This is a genomic window from Sphingomonas abietis, assembly GCF_027625475.1.
Taxonomy (GTDB): Bacteria; Pseudomonadota; Alphaproteobacteria; order Sphingomonadales; family Sphingomonadaceae; genus Solisphingomonas; species Solisphingomonas abietis.
Window position 1 is genome coordinate 4,062,620 of record NZ_CP115174.1, and the last position, 13,430, is coordinate 4,076,049.

The following is a 13,430-nucleotide window of genomic DNA, read 5'->3' on the forward strand; positions in this document are numbered from 1 at the left end:
CGGCGGTCGGGCGCCCTTATTCCTCGTCGGGATAGGGGCCCTTGCCGCCGTCCGCGATGAACTGGTCGGTGCGCGCATCGACCACGCTCATCGGCACCGATCCCAGCTGCAGCATCGCATCGTGGAAGGCGCGGATGTTGAACTTCGCCCCCAGCGCCTTTTCGGCCCGTGCGCGATCGTTGCGGATCGTCATCTCGCCGAGATAATAGCTCAGCGCCTGCCCCGGCCATGAGATGTAGCGATCCACCTCGGTCTCGATGTCGTGATCGGCGAGCGCGGTGTTGTCGTGGAGGAATTGCTGGGCCTGCGCGCGCGTCCAGCCGAGATGGTGGACGCCGGTATCGACCACCAGCCGCGATGCGCGCCACATCTGGAAGCTCAGCATCCCGAACTTCTCATAGGGCGTCTGGTACATCCCCATCTCGTCGCCGAGCCGCTCGCAATAGAGCGCCCAGCCCTCGCCATAGGCCGAGATATAGCCCTCCTTGCGATAGCGCGGTTGATCCTTGTTCTCGGCCGCGAGCGGGATCTGGAAGGCGTGGCCCGGCGCGCTCTCGTGCAGGGTCAGCGCGGTCAGCTGGTAGAGCGGCCGGCTCGGCAGATCATAGGTGTTGACCAGATAGATGCCGTTCCCGCCGCGCGCCGACGTATAGGTCGGCGCGATATCGGCCGGCACCGGCACGATCGCGAAGCGGCGGCGGGGCAGATGGCCGAACCAGGTCGAGGCCTTGCCGTCGAACATCTTGGCCGCCCACGCCGCGCGATCGAGCAGCGCCTGCGGGGTCTTGGCGTAGAATTGGGGATCGGTGCGGAGATATTGGAGGAAAGCCGGGAAATCGCCCTTGAAGCCGGTCTGCTGCATCACCGCCAGCATCTCGGCATGGATCGACGCGACCTGTTGCAGGCCATAAGCGTGGATCTGGTCCGGCGTCATGTCCAGCGTCGTGAATTCGCGGATCTTGCTGGTGTAATAAGCCTTGCCGTCGGGCAGCTTCTCGGCCGCCAGCACCGGATTGGCATGGGGGAAGTAATCGTCCTTCCAATAGCTGAGCAGCTTGGCGTAGGCCGGCACCACCTTGGCCATGATCACCGCCCGCGCCTGCGCGCGCAGCTGCTCCTGGCGGGCGGCGGGGATGTTGTGGGGCATCGTCTCGAAAGGGCCCCAATAGCCGGTATCCTCCGCCTTCTTCGCCTCCGCGACCGAGGCGATCGAACCGTCGCGCCCCACGATCGTCGCCTGGGGCGGGGTGAAGCCACGCGCCTCGCCCGCCTTCATATTGGCGATCTGCTGGTCGAAATAGCGCGGCGTCTCGCCCATCTGGGCGATGTAATTCTGATATTCCTGATCGGAACGCAGCGGCTTGGCGTCGATGCCGACCTGCCAGAAGGGTGAATCCGAATTGACCGGCTTCTCCCACTCGCGGAATTGCTGTTCGGCGAGCAACGCCTCGATCTGGCCGCGATAGACGGCATAATTGACCCGGTTCTCGGGCGTGAGCGAGGCTTGCGGGATCGCATCGAGCTGCTTGAGCACGCCCGCCCATTTCGCGGTGCGCACCGCCTGCGCCGCCGGCGAAACATCGGGCAGATGCGGCGACATGATCGCGGCCGGCCCCTCGCCGGTCGATTGGCCGGCATCCGCCAGACGCCAGAGATATTCGTCGTTGGACAGCGTCAGGAAGCGCGCGTTCCAGTCGGCCGCGGGGCGTTGGGAAGCGGGTGCCGCCGCGATCAGCAGCGGCAACAGGATCAGGGCACGGCGCATAGGATACTCCATCGGACAGGCGCGCACCCTGCCCGCCCCCTTCCGCCACCGCAACGGTATCGGCCACCGTTGCCGCCATATCGGAGGCGGGCTATCGAACCCGTCATGAGTGTACAGGACAGACCCGCCGCCGGATCCGGCTTCGACGTCACGGCCGCCGCGCGGATGGTCGCCACCTTCGGCCATAATGGTGCGCTCGGCTGCCGCTTCCTCGAACATGGCGCCGACTGGGCCGAACTCGCGCTCGATTATCGCGAAGACCTGATCGGCGACGAGGAGACCGGCGTGCTCGCCTCCGGCCCGATCATCGCGCTGATGGACATGGCGACCAGCATGTCGGTGTGGATCCGGCGCGGCGCCTTCCGCCCGCAGGCGACGCTGGACCTGCGGATCGACTATCTGCGCGGCGCCGTGCCCGGCAGGACAGTGATCGGGCGCGGCGAATGCTATCGCCTGTCCCGCCGCGTCGCCTTCGTGCGCGGGCAGGCGCATGACGGCGATCCGGCCGATCCGATCGCCCATGTCACCGGCACTTTCATGATGACGGACGAAGCATGATGAGGGACAGGGCCTGATGGTCGCCCCCCATGTCCTGCCGCCTTATGGCCGCTTCCTCGGCATCACCGCCGAAGCGACCGACGACGGCCCGCTGTTCGTCATGCCCTTTACCGATGCCGTCGTCGGCCGCCCGCATTTCGTCCATGGCGGCGCGCTCGCCGGCCTGCTCGAGATCGCCGCGGTCGGCACCGTGATGGCGGCGCTGGCCGACGTGCCGGGCGCCAGCGTCAAGCCGATCAACGTCACCGTCGATTTCATGCGCGGCGGGCGCGAGCGCGACACCTATGCCGCGGCGATCGTCTCGCGGCTCGGCAACCGCATCGCCAATGTCGAGGCGTTCGCCTGGCAGGAGGATCGATCGAAGCCGATCGCCAGCGCGCGGATGAACCTGATGGTCCGCCGCCCCGCGAAGGAGGAAGGCTGATGGCCTATTGGCTGCTGCGCTCCGAGCCCGATGCCTATGGCTGGGAGGATCTGGTCCGCGACGGCGGCACCGAATGGAATGGCGTGCGCAACTACGCCGCGCGCAATTTCCTGAAGGCGATGGCGGTCGGCGACGAGGCGCTGTTCTACCACAGCAACACCGAGAAGGCGGCCGTCGGTATCATGGCGGTGACGCGGGCCTGGCAGCCCGATGGCGACGACGGGACGTGGGCAAGCGTGGCGGTGAAGCCGGTGCGCCCGCTGGCGAAGCCGGTGACGCTCGCCGCGATCAAGGCCGAACCGGCGCTGGCCGCGATGGAGATGATCCGCCAGTCCCGGCTCAGCGTGACCCCGGTGCGCGACGAGGAATGGCGGCTGTTGCTGGAGATGGCGGCCGGCTGAACATCGCCCGCTTTGTCATCGACCTGACTTCACCCTTTGCCAAGGGCAGTTCATGTTGCGTTTGTTCAAGGCCTTGTGCCCGCTTGCCGTCGCCCTGCTCGCCGGATGCGCGGCCGTTCCCCATCAAGGCCAGGCCAAGGTCGCCGCCACGACGCAGGCGCCCCGGCCCGCGCGGCCGGTCATCCTGGTGTCGATCGACGGATTCCGGCCGGACTATCTGGATCGCGGCGTCACGCCGACCCTGAACGCGCTGGCGGCAGGCGGTGCGCGCGCCGCGTTCATGCGGCCCTCCTTTCCCTCGATCACCTTTCCCAACCATTATACGCTGGTGACCGGGCTGCGCCCCGATCATCACGGCATCGTCGCCAACACGATGGAGGATCCGGCGATGCCGGAGCCGGAATTCCAGATGAGCAACCACGCCGCCGTGACCGACCATCGCTGGTGGGACGAGGGCGAGCCGATCTGGGTGACCGCCGAACGGCATGGCATCCGCAGCGGCACGATGTTCTGGCCGGGTTCCGAGGCGGCGATCCACGGCGTCCGGCCGCGCCTGTGGAAGCGTTTCGACTTCAACCTCCCCAACGCCGAGCGCGTCGATACCGTGCTGCATTGGATGGACAAGCCGGCTTCCCGCCGGCCGGGCTTCGTCACCCTCTATTTCGAAAAGGTCGATCATGAGGGCCATGAGCATGGGCCGGATTCGCCCGAAGTCACGCAGGCCATCGCCGACGTCGATCGGGCGATCGGCCGGCTGGTCGACGGATTGCGGGCGCGGCATGTCGACGCGGACATCGTGATCGTGTCCGATCATGGCATGGCCGCCAAGAGCGTGGATCGCGGGATCAGGCTCGATTCGATCACCGCGCCCGCCAACTTCCACCTTGTCACCCACGGCCCGGTCGCGGAGATGGACGCTACACCCGGCAAGGAACAGGAACTGGCCGACGCGCTGCTGAAGCCGCAGGACCATATGCAATGCTGGCGCAAGGATCAGATCCCGGCGCGCTTCGCCTACGGCCACAACCCGCGCGTGCCCGCCTTCGTCTGCCTCGCGCAGGTCGGCTGGTATATTTCGGCCGATGGCGCGGACCTCAAGGACGGGGGCGATCATGGCTATGACAATGCCGCCCCCGAGATGCACGCGACCTTCATTGCCACCGGCCCGTCGATCCGGCCGGGCACGGTCCTGCCGCCGTTCGACAATGTCGACGTCTACCCCTTCGTCATGCGCCTGCTCGGACTGTCCCCGCTCCCCTCGGACGGCGACATCGCCCCGCTGACGCCGGCGCTGCGGGAGTAGAGCGGGCAGCCTGGGGCGTGGTGCGCGCTTGCAGCCAGGCTTCATCCCGGAGGTCCGTTCGGCCTGAGCGCAGTCGAAGGCCATGCCCTGCGGTAGCGACACTTCGACTGCGCTCAGTGCGAACGGGCGTAGGGCGTGGCTCGGGGCTCGTGCTCGCGGGAAGCCCATACAGGCTTTCCTGCTCCGCCCCAGACGCCCCCGCACCCGCCACCAACAAAACGGGCCGCGTCCCGAAGGACGCGGCCCGCATGGTTCGGAAGCCTGTGAGGCCCGGAAGGCTCAGCCTGCCGAGCGCTTCATCCGCTTGCGCTCGTTCGGATCGAGGAAGCGCTTGCGCAGCCGGATCGACTTGGGCGTGACCTCGACCATCTCGTCGTCGTCGATATAGGCGATCGCCTGCTCGAGCGTCGCGCGCTTCGGCGGGGTCAGGCGGACCTGGTCGTCCTTGCCGCCCGAGGCGCGGAAGTTGGTCAGCGCCTTGGTCTTCATCGGGTTGACCTCGAGGTCATCCGGCTTGGCGTTCTCGCCGACGATCATGCCCTCGTAGAGCGACTCGCCATGGCCGACGAACAGGATGCCGCGCTCCTCGAGCGGACCCAGCGCATAGGTGTTGGCTTCGCCGGTGCCGTTGGAGATCAGCACGCCGTTCTTGCGGCCCTCGATCTTGCCCTTGTGGGGGCCGTACTTCTCGAACAGGCGGTTCATGATGCCGGTGCCGCGCGTGTCGGACAGGAACTCGCCATGGTAGCCGATCATGCCGCGCGACGGCGCCGAGAAGGTGATGCGGGTCTTGCCGCCGACCGACGGACGCATGTCGGTCAGCTCGGCCTTGCGGATGTTCATCTTCTCGACGACGGTGCCCGAATATTCATCGTCCACGTCGATGATGACGGTCTCGTAGGGCTCGGTCTTCTTGCCGTCCTCGTCCTCGCCGAACAGCACGCGCGGGCGGCTGATGCCGAGCTCGAAGCCCTCGCGGCGCATCGTCTCGATCAGCACGCCGAGCTGCAATTCGCCGCGGCCGGCGACCTCGAAGCTGTCCTTGTCGGCAGCCTCGGTGACCTTCACGGCGACGTTCGATTCGGCTTCGCGCATCAGGCGGTCGCGGATCATGCGCGACGTGACCTTGCTGCCCTCGCGGCCGGCGAAGGGCGAGTCGTTCACCGCGAAACGCATCGACAGCGTCGGCGGATCGATCGGCTGCGCGTGCAGCGGCTCGGTCACCGAGGTGTCGGCGATGGTGTTCGCCACGGTGGCGACGGCGAGGCCGGCGAGCGAGATGATGTCGCCTGCCTTGGCTTCGTCGACCGGCACGCGATCGAGGCCGCGGAACGACATGATCTTCGACGCGCGGCCGGTCTCGATGATCTTGCCGTCATTATCGAGCGCGTGGATCGGCTGGTTGAGCTTCACCGTGCCCGAATTGACGCGGCCGGTGAGGATGCGGCCGAGGAAGTTGTCGCGGTCGAGCAAGGTCACCAGGAAGGTGAAGGGCACGCCGTCGACCTCGAGCGCGGGCGGCGGCACGTGGCTGACGATCGTCTCGAACATCGGGATCAGCGTGCCTTCGCGCGCGTCCATGTCGGTCGAGGCATAGCCGTTGCGGCCGGACGCGTAGAGCACGGGGAAATCGAGCTGCTCGTCGGTGGCGTCGAGCGACACGAACAGGTCGAACACCTCGTCGAGCACCTCCTGGATGCGCGCATCCGGGCGATCGACCTTGTTGACGACGACGATCGGCTTCAGGCCGAGCGCCAGCGCCTTGCCGGTGACGAACTTGGTCTGCGGCATCGCGCCTTCCGACGAATCGACCAGCAGCACCACGCCATCGACCATCGAGAGGATGCGCTCCACCTCGCCGCCGAAGTCGGCGTGGCCGGGGGTATCGACGATGTTGATGCGGATGCTCTCGCTCTCGCCCGGGGGCGTCCAGTCGACCGAGGTCGGCTTGGCGAGAATGGTGATCCCGCGCTCCTTCTCGAGGTCGTTGGAATCCATTGCGCGTTCCTCGACGCGCTGGTTGTCGCGGAAAGTGCCGGACTGACGGAAGAGCTGATCCACGAGGGTTGTCTTGCCGTGATCGACGTGGGCGATGATCGCCACGTTACGGAGCGCCATGATTTATGATCCTGTCGGAGTTTCAGCGCGCGCCCTTAGCCCAACTACCGCGATGCAACAAGACCGGGCGGTGAAGAGACGGCCGCGCCGCTATGCCCGCGCCGCGATCAACCCGGCGCCGAACAGGAAGAACAGCGATCCCGTCGCGCGATCGAAGGCGCGCTGGCGCTTCGGCGAGGCGAGCCAGCCGGCCAGCCGGCGCCCGCCCGCCGCATAGGCGACGTACCAGCCGGTCTCGATCACCACGAAGGTGCCCACCAGGATCGCGAACTGCGGCGCCCAGCCGGACTTCTGGCTGATGAACTGCGGGAACAGCGCGGCCGCGAACAGGATCAGCTTGGGATTGGAGAGGCCGGTGAACAACGCGTCGCGATAAAGCGTGAAGGCGGAGACGCCAGGCGCCACCGGCACCTCGGGATCGAGCCCGGCCGCCGCCTTGCCCGCCCCCCGCCAGGCCTTGATGCCCAGCCACGCCAGATAGGCGGCGCCGGCATAGCGCATCGCATCGAACCAGCGCGGCGAGGCGAGCAGCAGCGCGCCGACCCCGGCCGCCGACGCCGCCAGCGCGATCAGCACCGCGCTCATGCAGCCCGCCATCGCCCAGATCGAGCGGCCGAAGCCGAACCGCACCGAGCGCGTCATGACGTGGAGCATGTTCGGCCCCGGCGTCCCCGAGATCAGGAACACCGTCGCCGCGAACAACCACCACCGATCCCCAGTCATCGCACCATATCCTTCCGGCCTTGCGCATAGCCCGTCTCGCGCCGGTGCGGGAGGGGGCAGGCCCGTGCCATAAATCCGCAATCGCCCATGGCTAGCCCCGGTCGCCATGACCACGCTCATCACCCCCTCGCGCCGGGCCCTGCTCGGCGGCCTCGTCGCCGCCCCCTTCGTGCTGACCACCAGGGCGCGCGCGCAGCTGTGGTTCACCGACTTCCCGTTCCAGCTCGGCGTCGCGGCCGGCGACATGACGCCCGACGGCTTCGTGATCTGGACCCGCCTCGTCCAGCAGCCGCTCGAGCCCAATGGCGGAATGCCGATGAAGCCGGTGGCGGTCGACTGGGAGGTCGCGACCGACGAGGGGTTCAAGCAGATCGTCGCCAAGGGCCAGGAGAATGCCTGGCCCGAGCTCGCCCATTCGGTGCATGTCGATGTCGCCCGGCTCCAGCCGGCGACACGCTATTTCTACCGCTTCACCTGCGGCGGCCTGCACAGCAGCGTCGGCGCCGTCACCACGCTTCCCGCGCCGGGTTCGCAGGTCGACAGGATCCGCTTCGCCGCCGTCGGCTGCCAGCATTTCGAGCATGGCTGGTACACCGCCTATCGCGATGCCGCGCATCAATCGCCGGACTTCATGTTCCACTATGGCGATTACATCTACGAATATCATGATCCCTGGCCGACCGGCGGCGACGGCCTGCCGATCACCCCGGTGCGCCGCTATTCGCGTGGCACGCCGATGAGCCTGGAAGATTATCGGGTCCGCTATGCCGACACCAAGCTGGACGGCGATCTCCAGGCCGCGCACGTCGCCTGCGGCTGGTTCTGTACCTATGACGATCATGAGGTGGAGAATAATTGGGCCGGCCTGATCGACCAGGAGGGCGATCCGGCGGACATGTTCGTCTATCGCCGCAAGGCCGCGCTGCAAGCGTGGTACGAGCATATGCCGGTGCGCACCAAGCCCACCGCCGACGGCATCGTCGATTTCCACCGCCGCGTCGATTACGGGACGCTCGCCCGCTTCCATTATCCCAACACCCGGCTCTACCGCTCCGACCAGCCGTGCGGCGACAATTACCAGCAGGATTGCGCCGAGCGCCACCGGCCGGGGCAGGACATGCTGAACGCCGCCCAGTGGAGCTGGCTGGAGGAGGGCTTCCGCTCCAGCCGCAACAGCTGGAACATCGTGCCGCAGCAGGTGATGGTCGCCATTCCCGACCGGCGTGCCAAGGGCGAGAGCCAGCCGGTCTACAATATGGATAGCTGGGGCGGCTATCCGGCCGCGCAGCAGCGGCTGCTGGAGATGTTCGCGCACGCGCCCAACGGCAATGTGCTGGTCGTCACCGGCGACGAGCATCGCAACTTCGCCAGCGATCTGGTGCTGCGCGACAAGGTGGTGGCGAGCGAATTCGTCTCGACCTCGATCACCTCCAACGGCGACCATGCCGACGACGATCGCTCGGCGGCGATGCTGGCCAACAATGATTTCGTGAGGTGGATCAACGACCAGCGCGGCTATGTGCTGACCGAAGTGACCCGCGACGGCTGCGTCGGCGACTATCGCACGGTGGAGACGGTGACGCGCCGCGACGCGCCGGTGGCGAGCGCGTCCAAATGGGCGCTGGCGTCGGGCAAGCCGGGCCTGGTGCGGGGCTGATCCGTCATCCTCCCCTGCAAGGGGAGGGGGACCGCCGGCACAGCCGGTGGTGGAGGGGTGATCCCGCGCCGGAGGCGTCGACACCCCTCCGACGCGCCTCGCGGCGCGCCACCTCCCCTGGGAGGGGAGGATGGATTAAGCGTATCACTTGAACAATACAGCGCCTCCATCCTACATTCACCGGCGAACAGTGAGGGACAGGACCACCGGATGGCGACCGAGACCGCGATTGATACGCCGATCGAGCTCACATTGACGCCGCCGGCGCCGGTGCCCTCGATCGCGCCCGAAAAGGCCGCCGGGCTGGTGCCGCTCGACGACAAGCAGCGCACCAAGCTGGACGAGAAGGTCGATGGCTTCATCGACCAGCTGGTCGCGACCGACAGCAATTCGCCGGAGTTTGGCAAGCAGGTCGATCAGATCACCAATATGGGCCGCCGCGAGATCATGGAGGCGGCGGGCCATTCCAACCGCTTCCTCGATCGCCCGACCAAGGCGATGGACCGCGATTCGAACGTCGGCACCAACCTCGCCGAGCTGCGCCGCACGATCGAGGATCTCGATCCCTCGACCAAGGGCAATCTGTTCACCTCCAAGAAGCTGTTCGGGATCATCCCGTTCGGCTCGAAGATGCGCGACTATTTCGACGGCTACAAATCGTCGCAGAACCATATCTCGACGATCCTCCAGCACCTCGCCGGCGGCAAGGACGAGCTGCTCAAGGACAATGCCGCGATCGACGTCGAGCGGCAGGGGCTGTGGGCCTCGATGGGGCGGCTGGAGCAGATGATCCACGTCGCCAAGACGCTCGACACGCGGCTGGAGCAGAAGGCGCTCGATCTCGACGCCACCGATCCGGCCAAGGCCAAGGCGATCCGCGAAAGCGCGCTCTTCTATGTGCGCCAGCGCACCCAGGATCTGCTCACCCAGATGGCGGTGACGGTGCAGGGCTATCTGGCGCTCGACCTCGTCAAGAAGAACAATGTCGAGCTGGTGAAGGGCGTCGATCGGGCGTCCACCACCACGGTCGCGGCGCTGCGCACCGCCGTCACCGTGGCGCAGGCGCTGACCAACCAGAAGCTGGTGCTCGACCAGATCATCGCGCTCAACACCACCACCGCCAACATCATCGATTCGACCGGCGAGATGCTCAAGAACCAGACCGGCGTGATCCACCAGCAGGCCGCCGCCTCGACCATCCCGATCGACACGCTGAAGCGCGCCTTCCAGAACATCTACACGACGATGGACGCGATCGACACGTTCAAGCTCCAGGCGCTCGACAATATGAAGCAGACCGTCGGCGTGCTGACCGACGAGGTCGAGAAGTCCCGCGGCTACATCGCGCGTGCCGAGGGCGCCGCGCAGGCGCAGGTCTCATCGTCGCGCGAAGACATGTTCCGGATCGAGTAAGCGATGGCGACCAGCGACGACATCATCGAACATGCCGCGGATTTCCTCCGCCGCATCTCGCCCGAGGGCCGTGCCGCGGCGCGGCGGCGCCGCGAGCGGCGCGCGGCGGCGTTCCGGCGCATCGCCAAGCGGGTGGTGCTGGCCTGCGTCGCGATCCTGGCGGTGGCGATCGCGATCGGCTTCGTCACCCCGATCGGCGCGATGGGCGTGTTCGCGGCGGTGCTGGCGATGATGCTGGCCTCGATCGCGATCATCCTGTGGTCGCAGACGCCGGAGCCTACCCCGGAGCGGATGGCCGGCGTCGATCTCAAGCTGCTGCCCGCGCAGACCGGCGAATGGCTGGAGAAGCAGCGCCCGGCCTTGCCCTCGCCGGCCCAGCGCCAGCTCGATTATCTGGCGCAAAATCTCGATGCGATCGCGCCGCAGCTGGCGACGCTCGATCCCCGGCAGCCGGAGGCGATGGAGGTCCGTCGGCTGATCGGCGACGAGCTGCCCGAACTGGTGCGCGGCTACCAGAAGGTGCCGGTCGCGCTGCGCCGCCAGCCGTTGAACGGCGGCCCCTCGCCCGACAAGCAGCTGCTCGAGGGCCTCGGCACGATCGGCGAGGAGATCGCCCGCATGAACGCGCGGCTGGCCGACGGCGATCTCAAGGCGCTGGCCACTCAGCAGCGCTTCCTGGAGATCAAATATAAGGGCGACGGGGAGATGGGGGAGAACTGAACCCTCCCCCTGCCCTTGGCCGGCCTTAGAAGCGATAGCCCAGGCTGATCTGCGCCACCGGGTAATAAGGATAATTGTCGACGCGATCGCGCAGGCGCTGTTCCTGCCGGGCGAGCTCGTCCTGCGCGGCGGGATTGGAGCCGAGTTCGCCGGTCGCGACGAGATTGTCGACGCGCGGATGGCCATGGAACATCACGCCGCCGTCGATCCCGAACATGAAACCGGAGAGCGTCGTGTGGGCATAGCCGACCGTGAGGATCGGCGAGACCGAGCGGGTGCGGATGTCGCCGCTCAGCGTGCCGGCCTCGTCCGGCGTATAGGTCACGCCACCATAGGTCTGGTTGGTGCGCGCCATGCCGTGGAAACGGATGCGGTTATCGTTGGTCGAACGCACGCCGGCCGAAAGGCGGAAGCCGTTCGCCAGCGGGTGCAGGTCGATCGATCCGCCGAAATTCCGCAACCGGGCGTGGCCGTCATATTTATAATCACTGACATGGCCATGGCCATCCACGCCCAGGAAGGTCGCGGACGCGCGCACCCCCAGCAGCGGATTGATCTTGTAAGTCACCTCCGGGCCGACGCCCAGCGTGCCTCCGGTGACGCCTACGGTGATCCCGGTCGCCGAAACCAGCGGCAAAGCGACGGCGGGCGCCGCGATGGGAAGAAGCAGAAGCGGCAGGAAAACGATACGCATGCGAAATCAACCCTCTGTAATATATAGGGTTTTATCGCGCAATGTGGTTAAGAAGTGGTTATCCGGCGGCGATCGACGTGGAACAGATGCGTCGCCATCGCCGCCCCCAGCACCGGCGCGACGAGATTGACGATCGGCAGCAGGAACAGGCCGGTAACGATCATCCCCAGCAGCGCGCGATCGGCGCGGGTGGCGCGTAGCCAGGTTGTCGTGCTCGCGCGATCCAGGTGGCGCACGGCGACCATCTCGCCGAAGTCGCGCCCGAACGCCACGCCGTTGACCGCGACGAACAGGATCACCGTGCCGATCCCGGTGACCAGCAGCAGCAGATAGAAGGGCAAGGCGATCAAATTGTAGAGCAGCACCCGCCCGCTCGATCGCAGCCCCAGCCAGGCGCCCCTCGCGACGCCGAGCGACCGCGCCGAGGCCAGCGCCTCTGGATAGCGCCGTGCCTCCACGATGGCGACGATGCGATCCATATAGGCCGAGATCACCCCGATCGCGACCGCCGGGAACAGCAACCACAGCCCCGATGCGGTGAGCAGGACGGCCCCGAAGCCGCTGCCCGCGGCGCCGAGCGGGCAACCACCCTCGTCCGACCACAAGGCGCAAGGATCGAAGCCCCTGAGGGCGAAGTCGAGCACCACGCCCAGCGCGACGAAGATCAGCAGCGTCACCAGCAGCGACCGGCCAAGAATGGCGAGGACGCGGCGATTTCCCAGATCATCAAGGGCAAGGAAGAAGGCGCGGACCATAACGATGATACGGATAACGCAAGGCTCCGTTCCGTCCGCCGGCAGCAGCAGCAGTAGCATCGGGAGCGTCCCACGGCAGAACATCGTCCAACGCGCGGGCGCCCGGCCTTGATCGGGCGGGCAGTGCCGATATCTCGCGGGAATCCGCCGCTCCTCGGTCGTCATTCCGGACTTGATCCGGGATCCAGAGCCGCCGTCGCCCGAGGCTCTGGATCCCGACTTTCGTCAGGATGACGCGAAGCGGTAGATTCCAGAACGGCAGATTTTCGGCATGCGCGGCGATCGCCGCTTCATTCTCGGGGCACCGCCTGATGGTGCCCTCCTAATCTGGTCGGGGCGACAGGATTCGAACCTGCGACCCTTAGACCCCCAGTCTAATGCGCTACCAGGCTGCGCCACGCCCCGACCTAGGCCGCGGCACCTAGAAGAAGGCGGCGGGCTTGGCAAGCGTCCAAAACGGGGTTCGCCTTGATGGACCGCACAGCGCGTGGTAGGCGGCCGCCCTTCACCCAAGGGCCGCCGCATCAAGGCACCCCAGCCAGGCTAGACCGCACTCCATGTTCTCGTCCTCCGCTTCCGCCGGCTCGCCCGCCTCGCAGGGCCTCGCGACTCTCCAGATGCTCGTCCCCTTCATCGCGATCTTCGCGATCATGTGGTTCCTGATCATCCGCCCGCAGCAGCAGAAGTTGAAGCAGCACAAGGCGATGGTGGATGCCGTCAAGAAGGGCGACACCGTGGTCACCGCGGGCGGCCTGATCGGCAAGGTCACCAAGGTGGCCGACGACGAGATCGAGGTCGAAATCGCCGCGACCGTGCGCGTCCGGGTGGTCAAGGGCACGCTCACCGACGTGCGCGGCGCCACCATCGCCAACGATCGCGCATAAGGGACACGAGGGGGC

General features: G+C 66.9%; 13 protein-coding genes and 1 tRNA gene. 8 read left to right on the forward strand and 6 right to left on the reverse strand.

The annotated features are described in order from the left end of the window. Positions 1 to 16 precede the first annotated feature (16 nt). Positions 17 to 1,765, reverse strand: a complete 1,749-nt coding sequence (locus tag PBT88_RS19100; RefSeq protein WP_270076877.1) for a DUF885 domain-containing protein — start codon at positions 1,763 to 1,765, stop codon at positions 17 to 19. 105 nt (positions 1,766 to 1,870) lie between these two features. Between PBT88_RS19100 and PBT88_RS19105 the strand changes: the two genes are divergently transcribed. From PBT88_RS19105 to PBT88_RS19120, 4 genes are read left to right on the forward strand one after another with little or no spacing between them, the layout of a single operon-like run. Next, positions 1,871 to 2,323: a PaaI family thioesterase gene (locus PBT88_RS19105; RefSeq protein WP_407696479.1), complete on the forward strand. Its 453-nt coding sequence runs from the start codon at positions 1,871 to 1,873 to the stop codon at positions 2,321 to 2,323. 16 nt (positions 2,324 to 2,339) lie between these two features. Beyond that, positions 2,340 to 2,747: a PaaI family thioesterase gene (locus tag PBT88_RS19110; RefSeq protein ID WP_270076878.1), complete on the forward strand. Its 408-nt coding sequence runs from the start codon at positions 2,340 to 2,342 to the stop codon at positions 2,745 to 2,747. Then, complete coding sequence (locus tag PBT88_RS19115; protein WP_270076879.1) at positions 2,747 to 3,148, forward strand: EVE domain-containing protein; 402 nt, start codon at positions 2,747 to 2,749, stop codon at positions 3,146 to 3,148. The genes PBT88_RS19110 and PBT88_RS19115 overlap by 1 nt, the downstream gene beginning before the upstream one ends. Before the next feature lie 52 nt (positions 3,149 to 3,200). After that, positions 3,201 to 4,451 (forward strand): alkaline phosphatase family protein, encoded by a 1,251-nt coding sequence (locus tag PBT88_RS19120; protein ID WP_270076880.1) that lies wholly within the window; start codon positions 3,201 to 3,203, stop codon positions 4,449 to 4,451. A gap of 279 nt (positions 4,452 to 4,730) precedes the next feature. Here PBT88_RS19120 and typA read toward each other — a convergent pair whose 3' ends face one another. Both typA and PBT88_RS19130 read right to left on the reverse strand, forming a co-directional pair. After that, entirely contained in the window at positions 4,731 to 6,569 is a 1,839-nt protein-coding gene (gene typA / locus PBT88_RS19125) for a translational GTPase TypA (RefSeq protein ID WP_270076881.1), read from the reverse strand. 90 nt (positions 6,570 to 6,659) lie between these two features. Beyond that, positions 6,660 to 7,292, reverse strand: a complete 633-nt coding sequence (locus PBT88_RS19130; protein ID WP_270076882.1) for a LysE family translocator — start codon at positions 7,290 to 7,292, stop codon at positions 6,660 to 6,662. Between the two features lie 106 nt (positions 7,293 to 7,398). Here PBT88_RS19130 and PBT88_RS19135 point away from each other — a divergent pair, with 106 nt between their 5' ends. From PBT88_RS19135 to PBT88_RS19145, 3 genes are all read left to right on the forward strand, one after another. Continuing rightward, positions 7,399 to 8,949: an alkaline phosphatase D family protein gene (locus PBT88_RS19135; RefSeq protein WP_270076883.1), complete on the forward strand. Its 1,551-nt coding sequence runs from the start codon at positions 7,399 to 7,401 to the stop codon at positions 8,947 to 8,949. A 210-nt stretch (positions 8,950 to 9,159) separates the two neighbouring features. Further along, the gene (locus PBT88_RS19140) at positions 9,160 to 10,362 is read left to right on the forward strand and encodes a toxic anion resistance protein (protein ID WP_270076884.1); all 1,203 of its coding nucleotides are present in this window, start codon (positions 9,160 to 9,162) and stop codon (positions 10,360 to 10,362) included. 3 nt (positions 10,363 to 10,365) lie between these two features. After that, positions 10,366 to 11,082: a hypothetical protein gene (locus tag PBT88_RS19145; RefSeq protein ID WP_270076885.1), complete on the forward strand. Its 717-nt coding sequence runs from the start codon at positions 10,366 to 10,368 to the stop codon at positions 11,080 to 11,082. A gap of 25 nt (positions 11,083 to 11,107) precedes the next feature. Here PBT88_RS19145 and PBT88_RS19150 read toward each other — a convergent pair whose 3' ends face one another. The 3 genes from PBT88_RS19150 to PBT88_RS19160 all read right to left on the reverse strand — a co-directional run bounded on the left by PBT88_RS19150 (position 11,108) and on the right by PBT88_RS19160 (position 12,936). After that, complete coding sequence (locus tag PBT88_RS19150; protein WP_270076886.1) at positions 11,108 to 11,776, reverse strand: hypothetical protein; 669 nt, start codon at positions 11,774 to 11,776, stop codon at positions 11,108 to 11,110. A 47-nt stretch (positions 11,777 to 11,823) separates the two neighbouring features. Next, positions 11,824 to 12,591, reverse strand: coding sequence for an EI24 domain-containing protein (locus PBT88_RS19155; protein WP_270076887.1), 768 nt, complete (start codon positions 12,589 to 12,591; stop codon positions 11,824 to 11,826). A 268-nt stretch (positions 12,592 to 12,859) separates the two neighbouring features. Beyond that, a tRNA-Pro gene (locus PBT88_RS19160) sits at positions 12,860 to 12,936 on the reverse strand. A gap of 152 nt (positions 12,937 to 13,088) precedes the next feature. Here PBT88_RS19160 and yajC point away from each other — a divergent pair. Then, positions 13,089 to 13,415 (forward strand): preprotein translocase subunit YajC, encoded by a 327-nt coding sequence (gene yajC / locus PBT88_RS19165; RefSeq protein WP_270076888.1) that lies wholly within the window; start codon positions 13,089 to 13,091, stop codon positions 13,413 to 13,415. The last annotated feature ends 15 nt before the right edge of the window (positions 13,416 to 13,430 follow it).

Bases quoted from the DNA above. Each gene is read 5' to 3' on its own strand.
- PBT88_RS19100 (WP_270076877.1), bottom strand. From the start codon at position 1,765: ATGCGCCGTGCCCTGATCCTGTTGCCGCTGCTGATCGCGGCGGCACCC.
- PBT88_RS19105 (WP_407696479.1), top strand. From the start codon at position 1,871: ATGAGTGTACAGGACAGACCCGCCGCCGGATCCGGCTTCGACGTCACG.
- PBT88_RS19110 (WP_270076878.1), top strand. From the start codon at position 2,340: ATGGTCGCCCCCCATGTCCTGCCGCCTTATGGCCGCTTCCTCGGCATC.
- PBT88_RS19115 (WP_270076879.1), top strand. From the start codon at position 2,747: ATGGCCTATTGGCTGCTGCGCTCCGAGCCCGATGCCTATGGCTGGGAG.
- PBT88_RS19120 (WP_270076880.1), top strand. From the start codon at position 3,201: ATGTTGCGTTTGTTCAAGGCCTTGTGCCCGCTTGCCGTCGCCCTGCTC.
- typA (WP_270076881.1), bottom strand. From the start codon at position 6,569: ATGGCGCTCCGTAACGTGGCGATCATCGCCCACGTCGATCACGGCAAG.
- PBT88_RS19130 (WP_270076882.1), bottom strand. From the start codon at position 7,292: ATGACTGGGGATCGGTGGTGGTTGTTCGCGGCGACGGTGTTCCTGATC.
- PBT88_RS19135 (WP_270076883.1), top strand. From the start codon at position 7,399: ATGACCACGCTCATCACCCCCTCGCGCCGGGCCCTGCTCGGCGGCCTC.
- PBT88_RS19140 (WP_270076884.1), top strand. From the start codon at position 9,160: ATGGCGACCGAGACCGCGATTGATACGCCGATCGAGCTCACATTGACG.
- PBT88_RS19145 (WP_270076885.1), top strand. From the start codon at position 10,366: ATGGCGACCAGCGACGACATCATCGAACATGCCGCGGATTTCCTCCGC.
- PBT88_RS19150 (WP_270076886.1), bottom strand. From the start codon at position 11,776: ATGCGTATCGTTTTCCTGCCGCTTCTGCTTCTTCCCATCGCGGCGCCC.
- PBT88_RS19155 (WP_270076887.1), bottom strand. From the start codon at position 12,591: ATGCTACTGCTGCTGCTGCCGGCGGACGGAACGGAGCCTTGCGTTATC.
- yajC (WP_270076888.1), top strand. From the start codon at position 13,089: ATGTTCTCGTCCTCCGCTTCCGCCGGCTCGCCCGCCTCGCAGGGCCTC.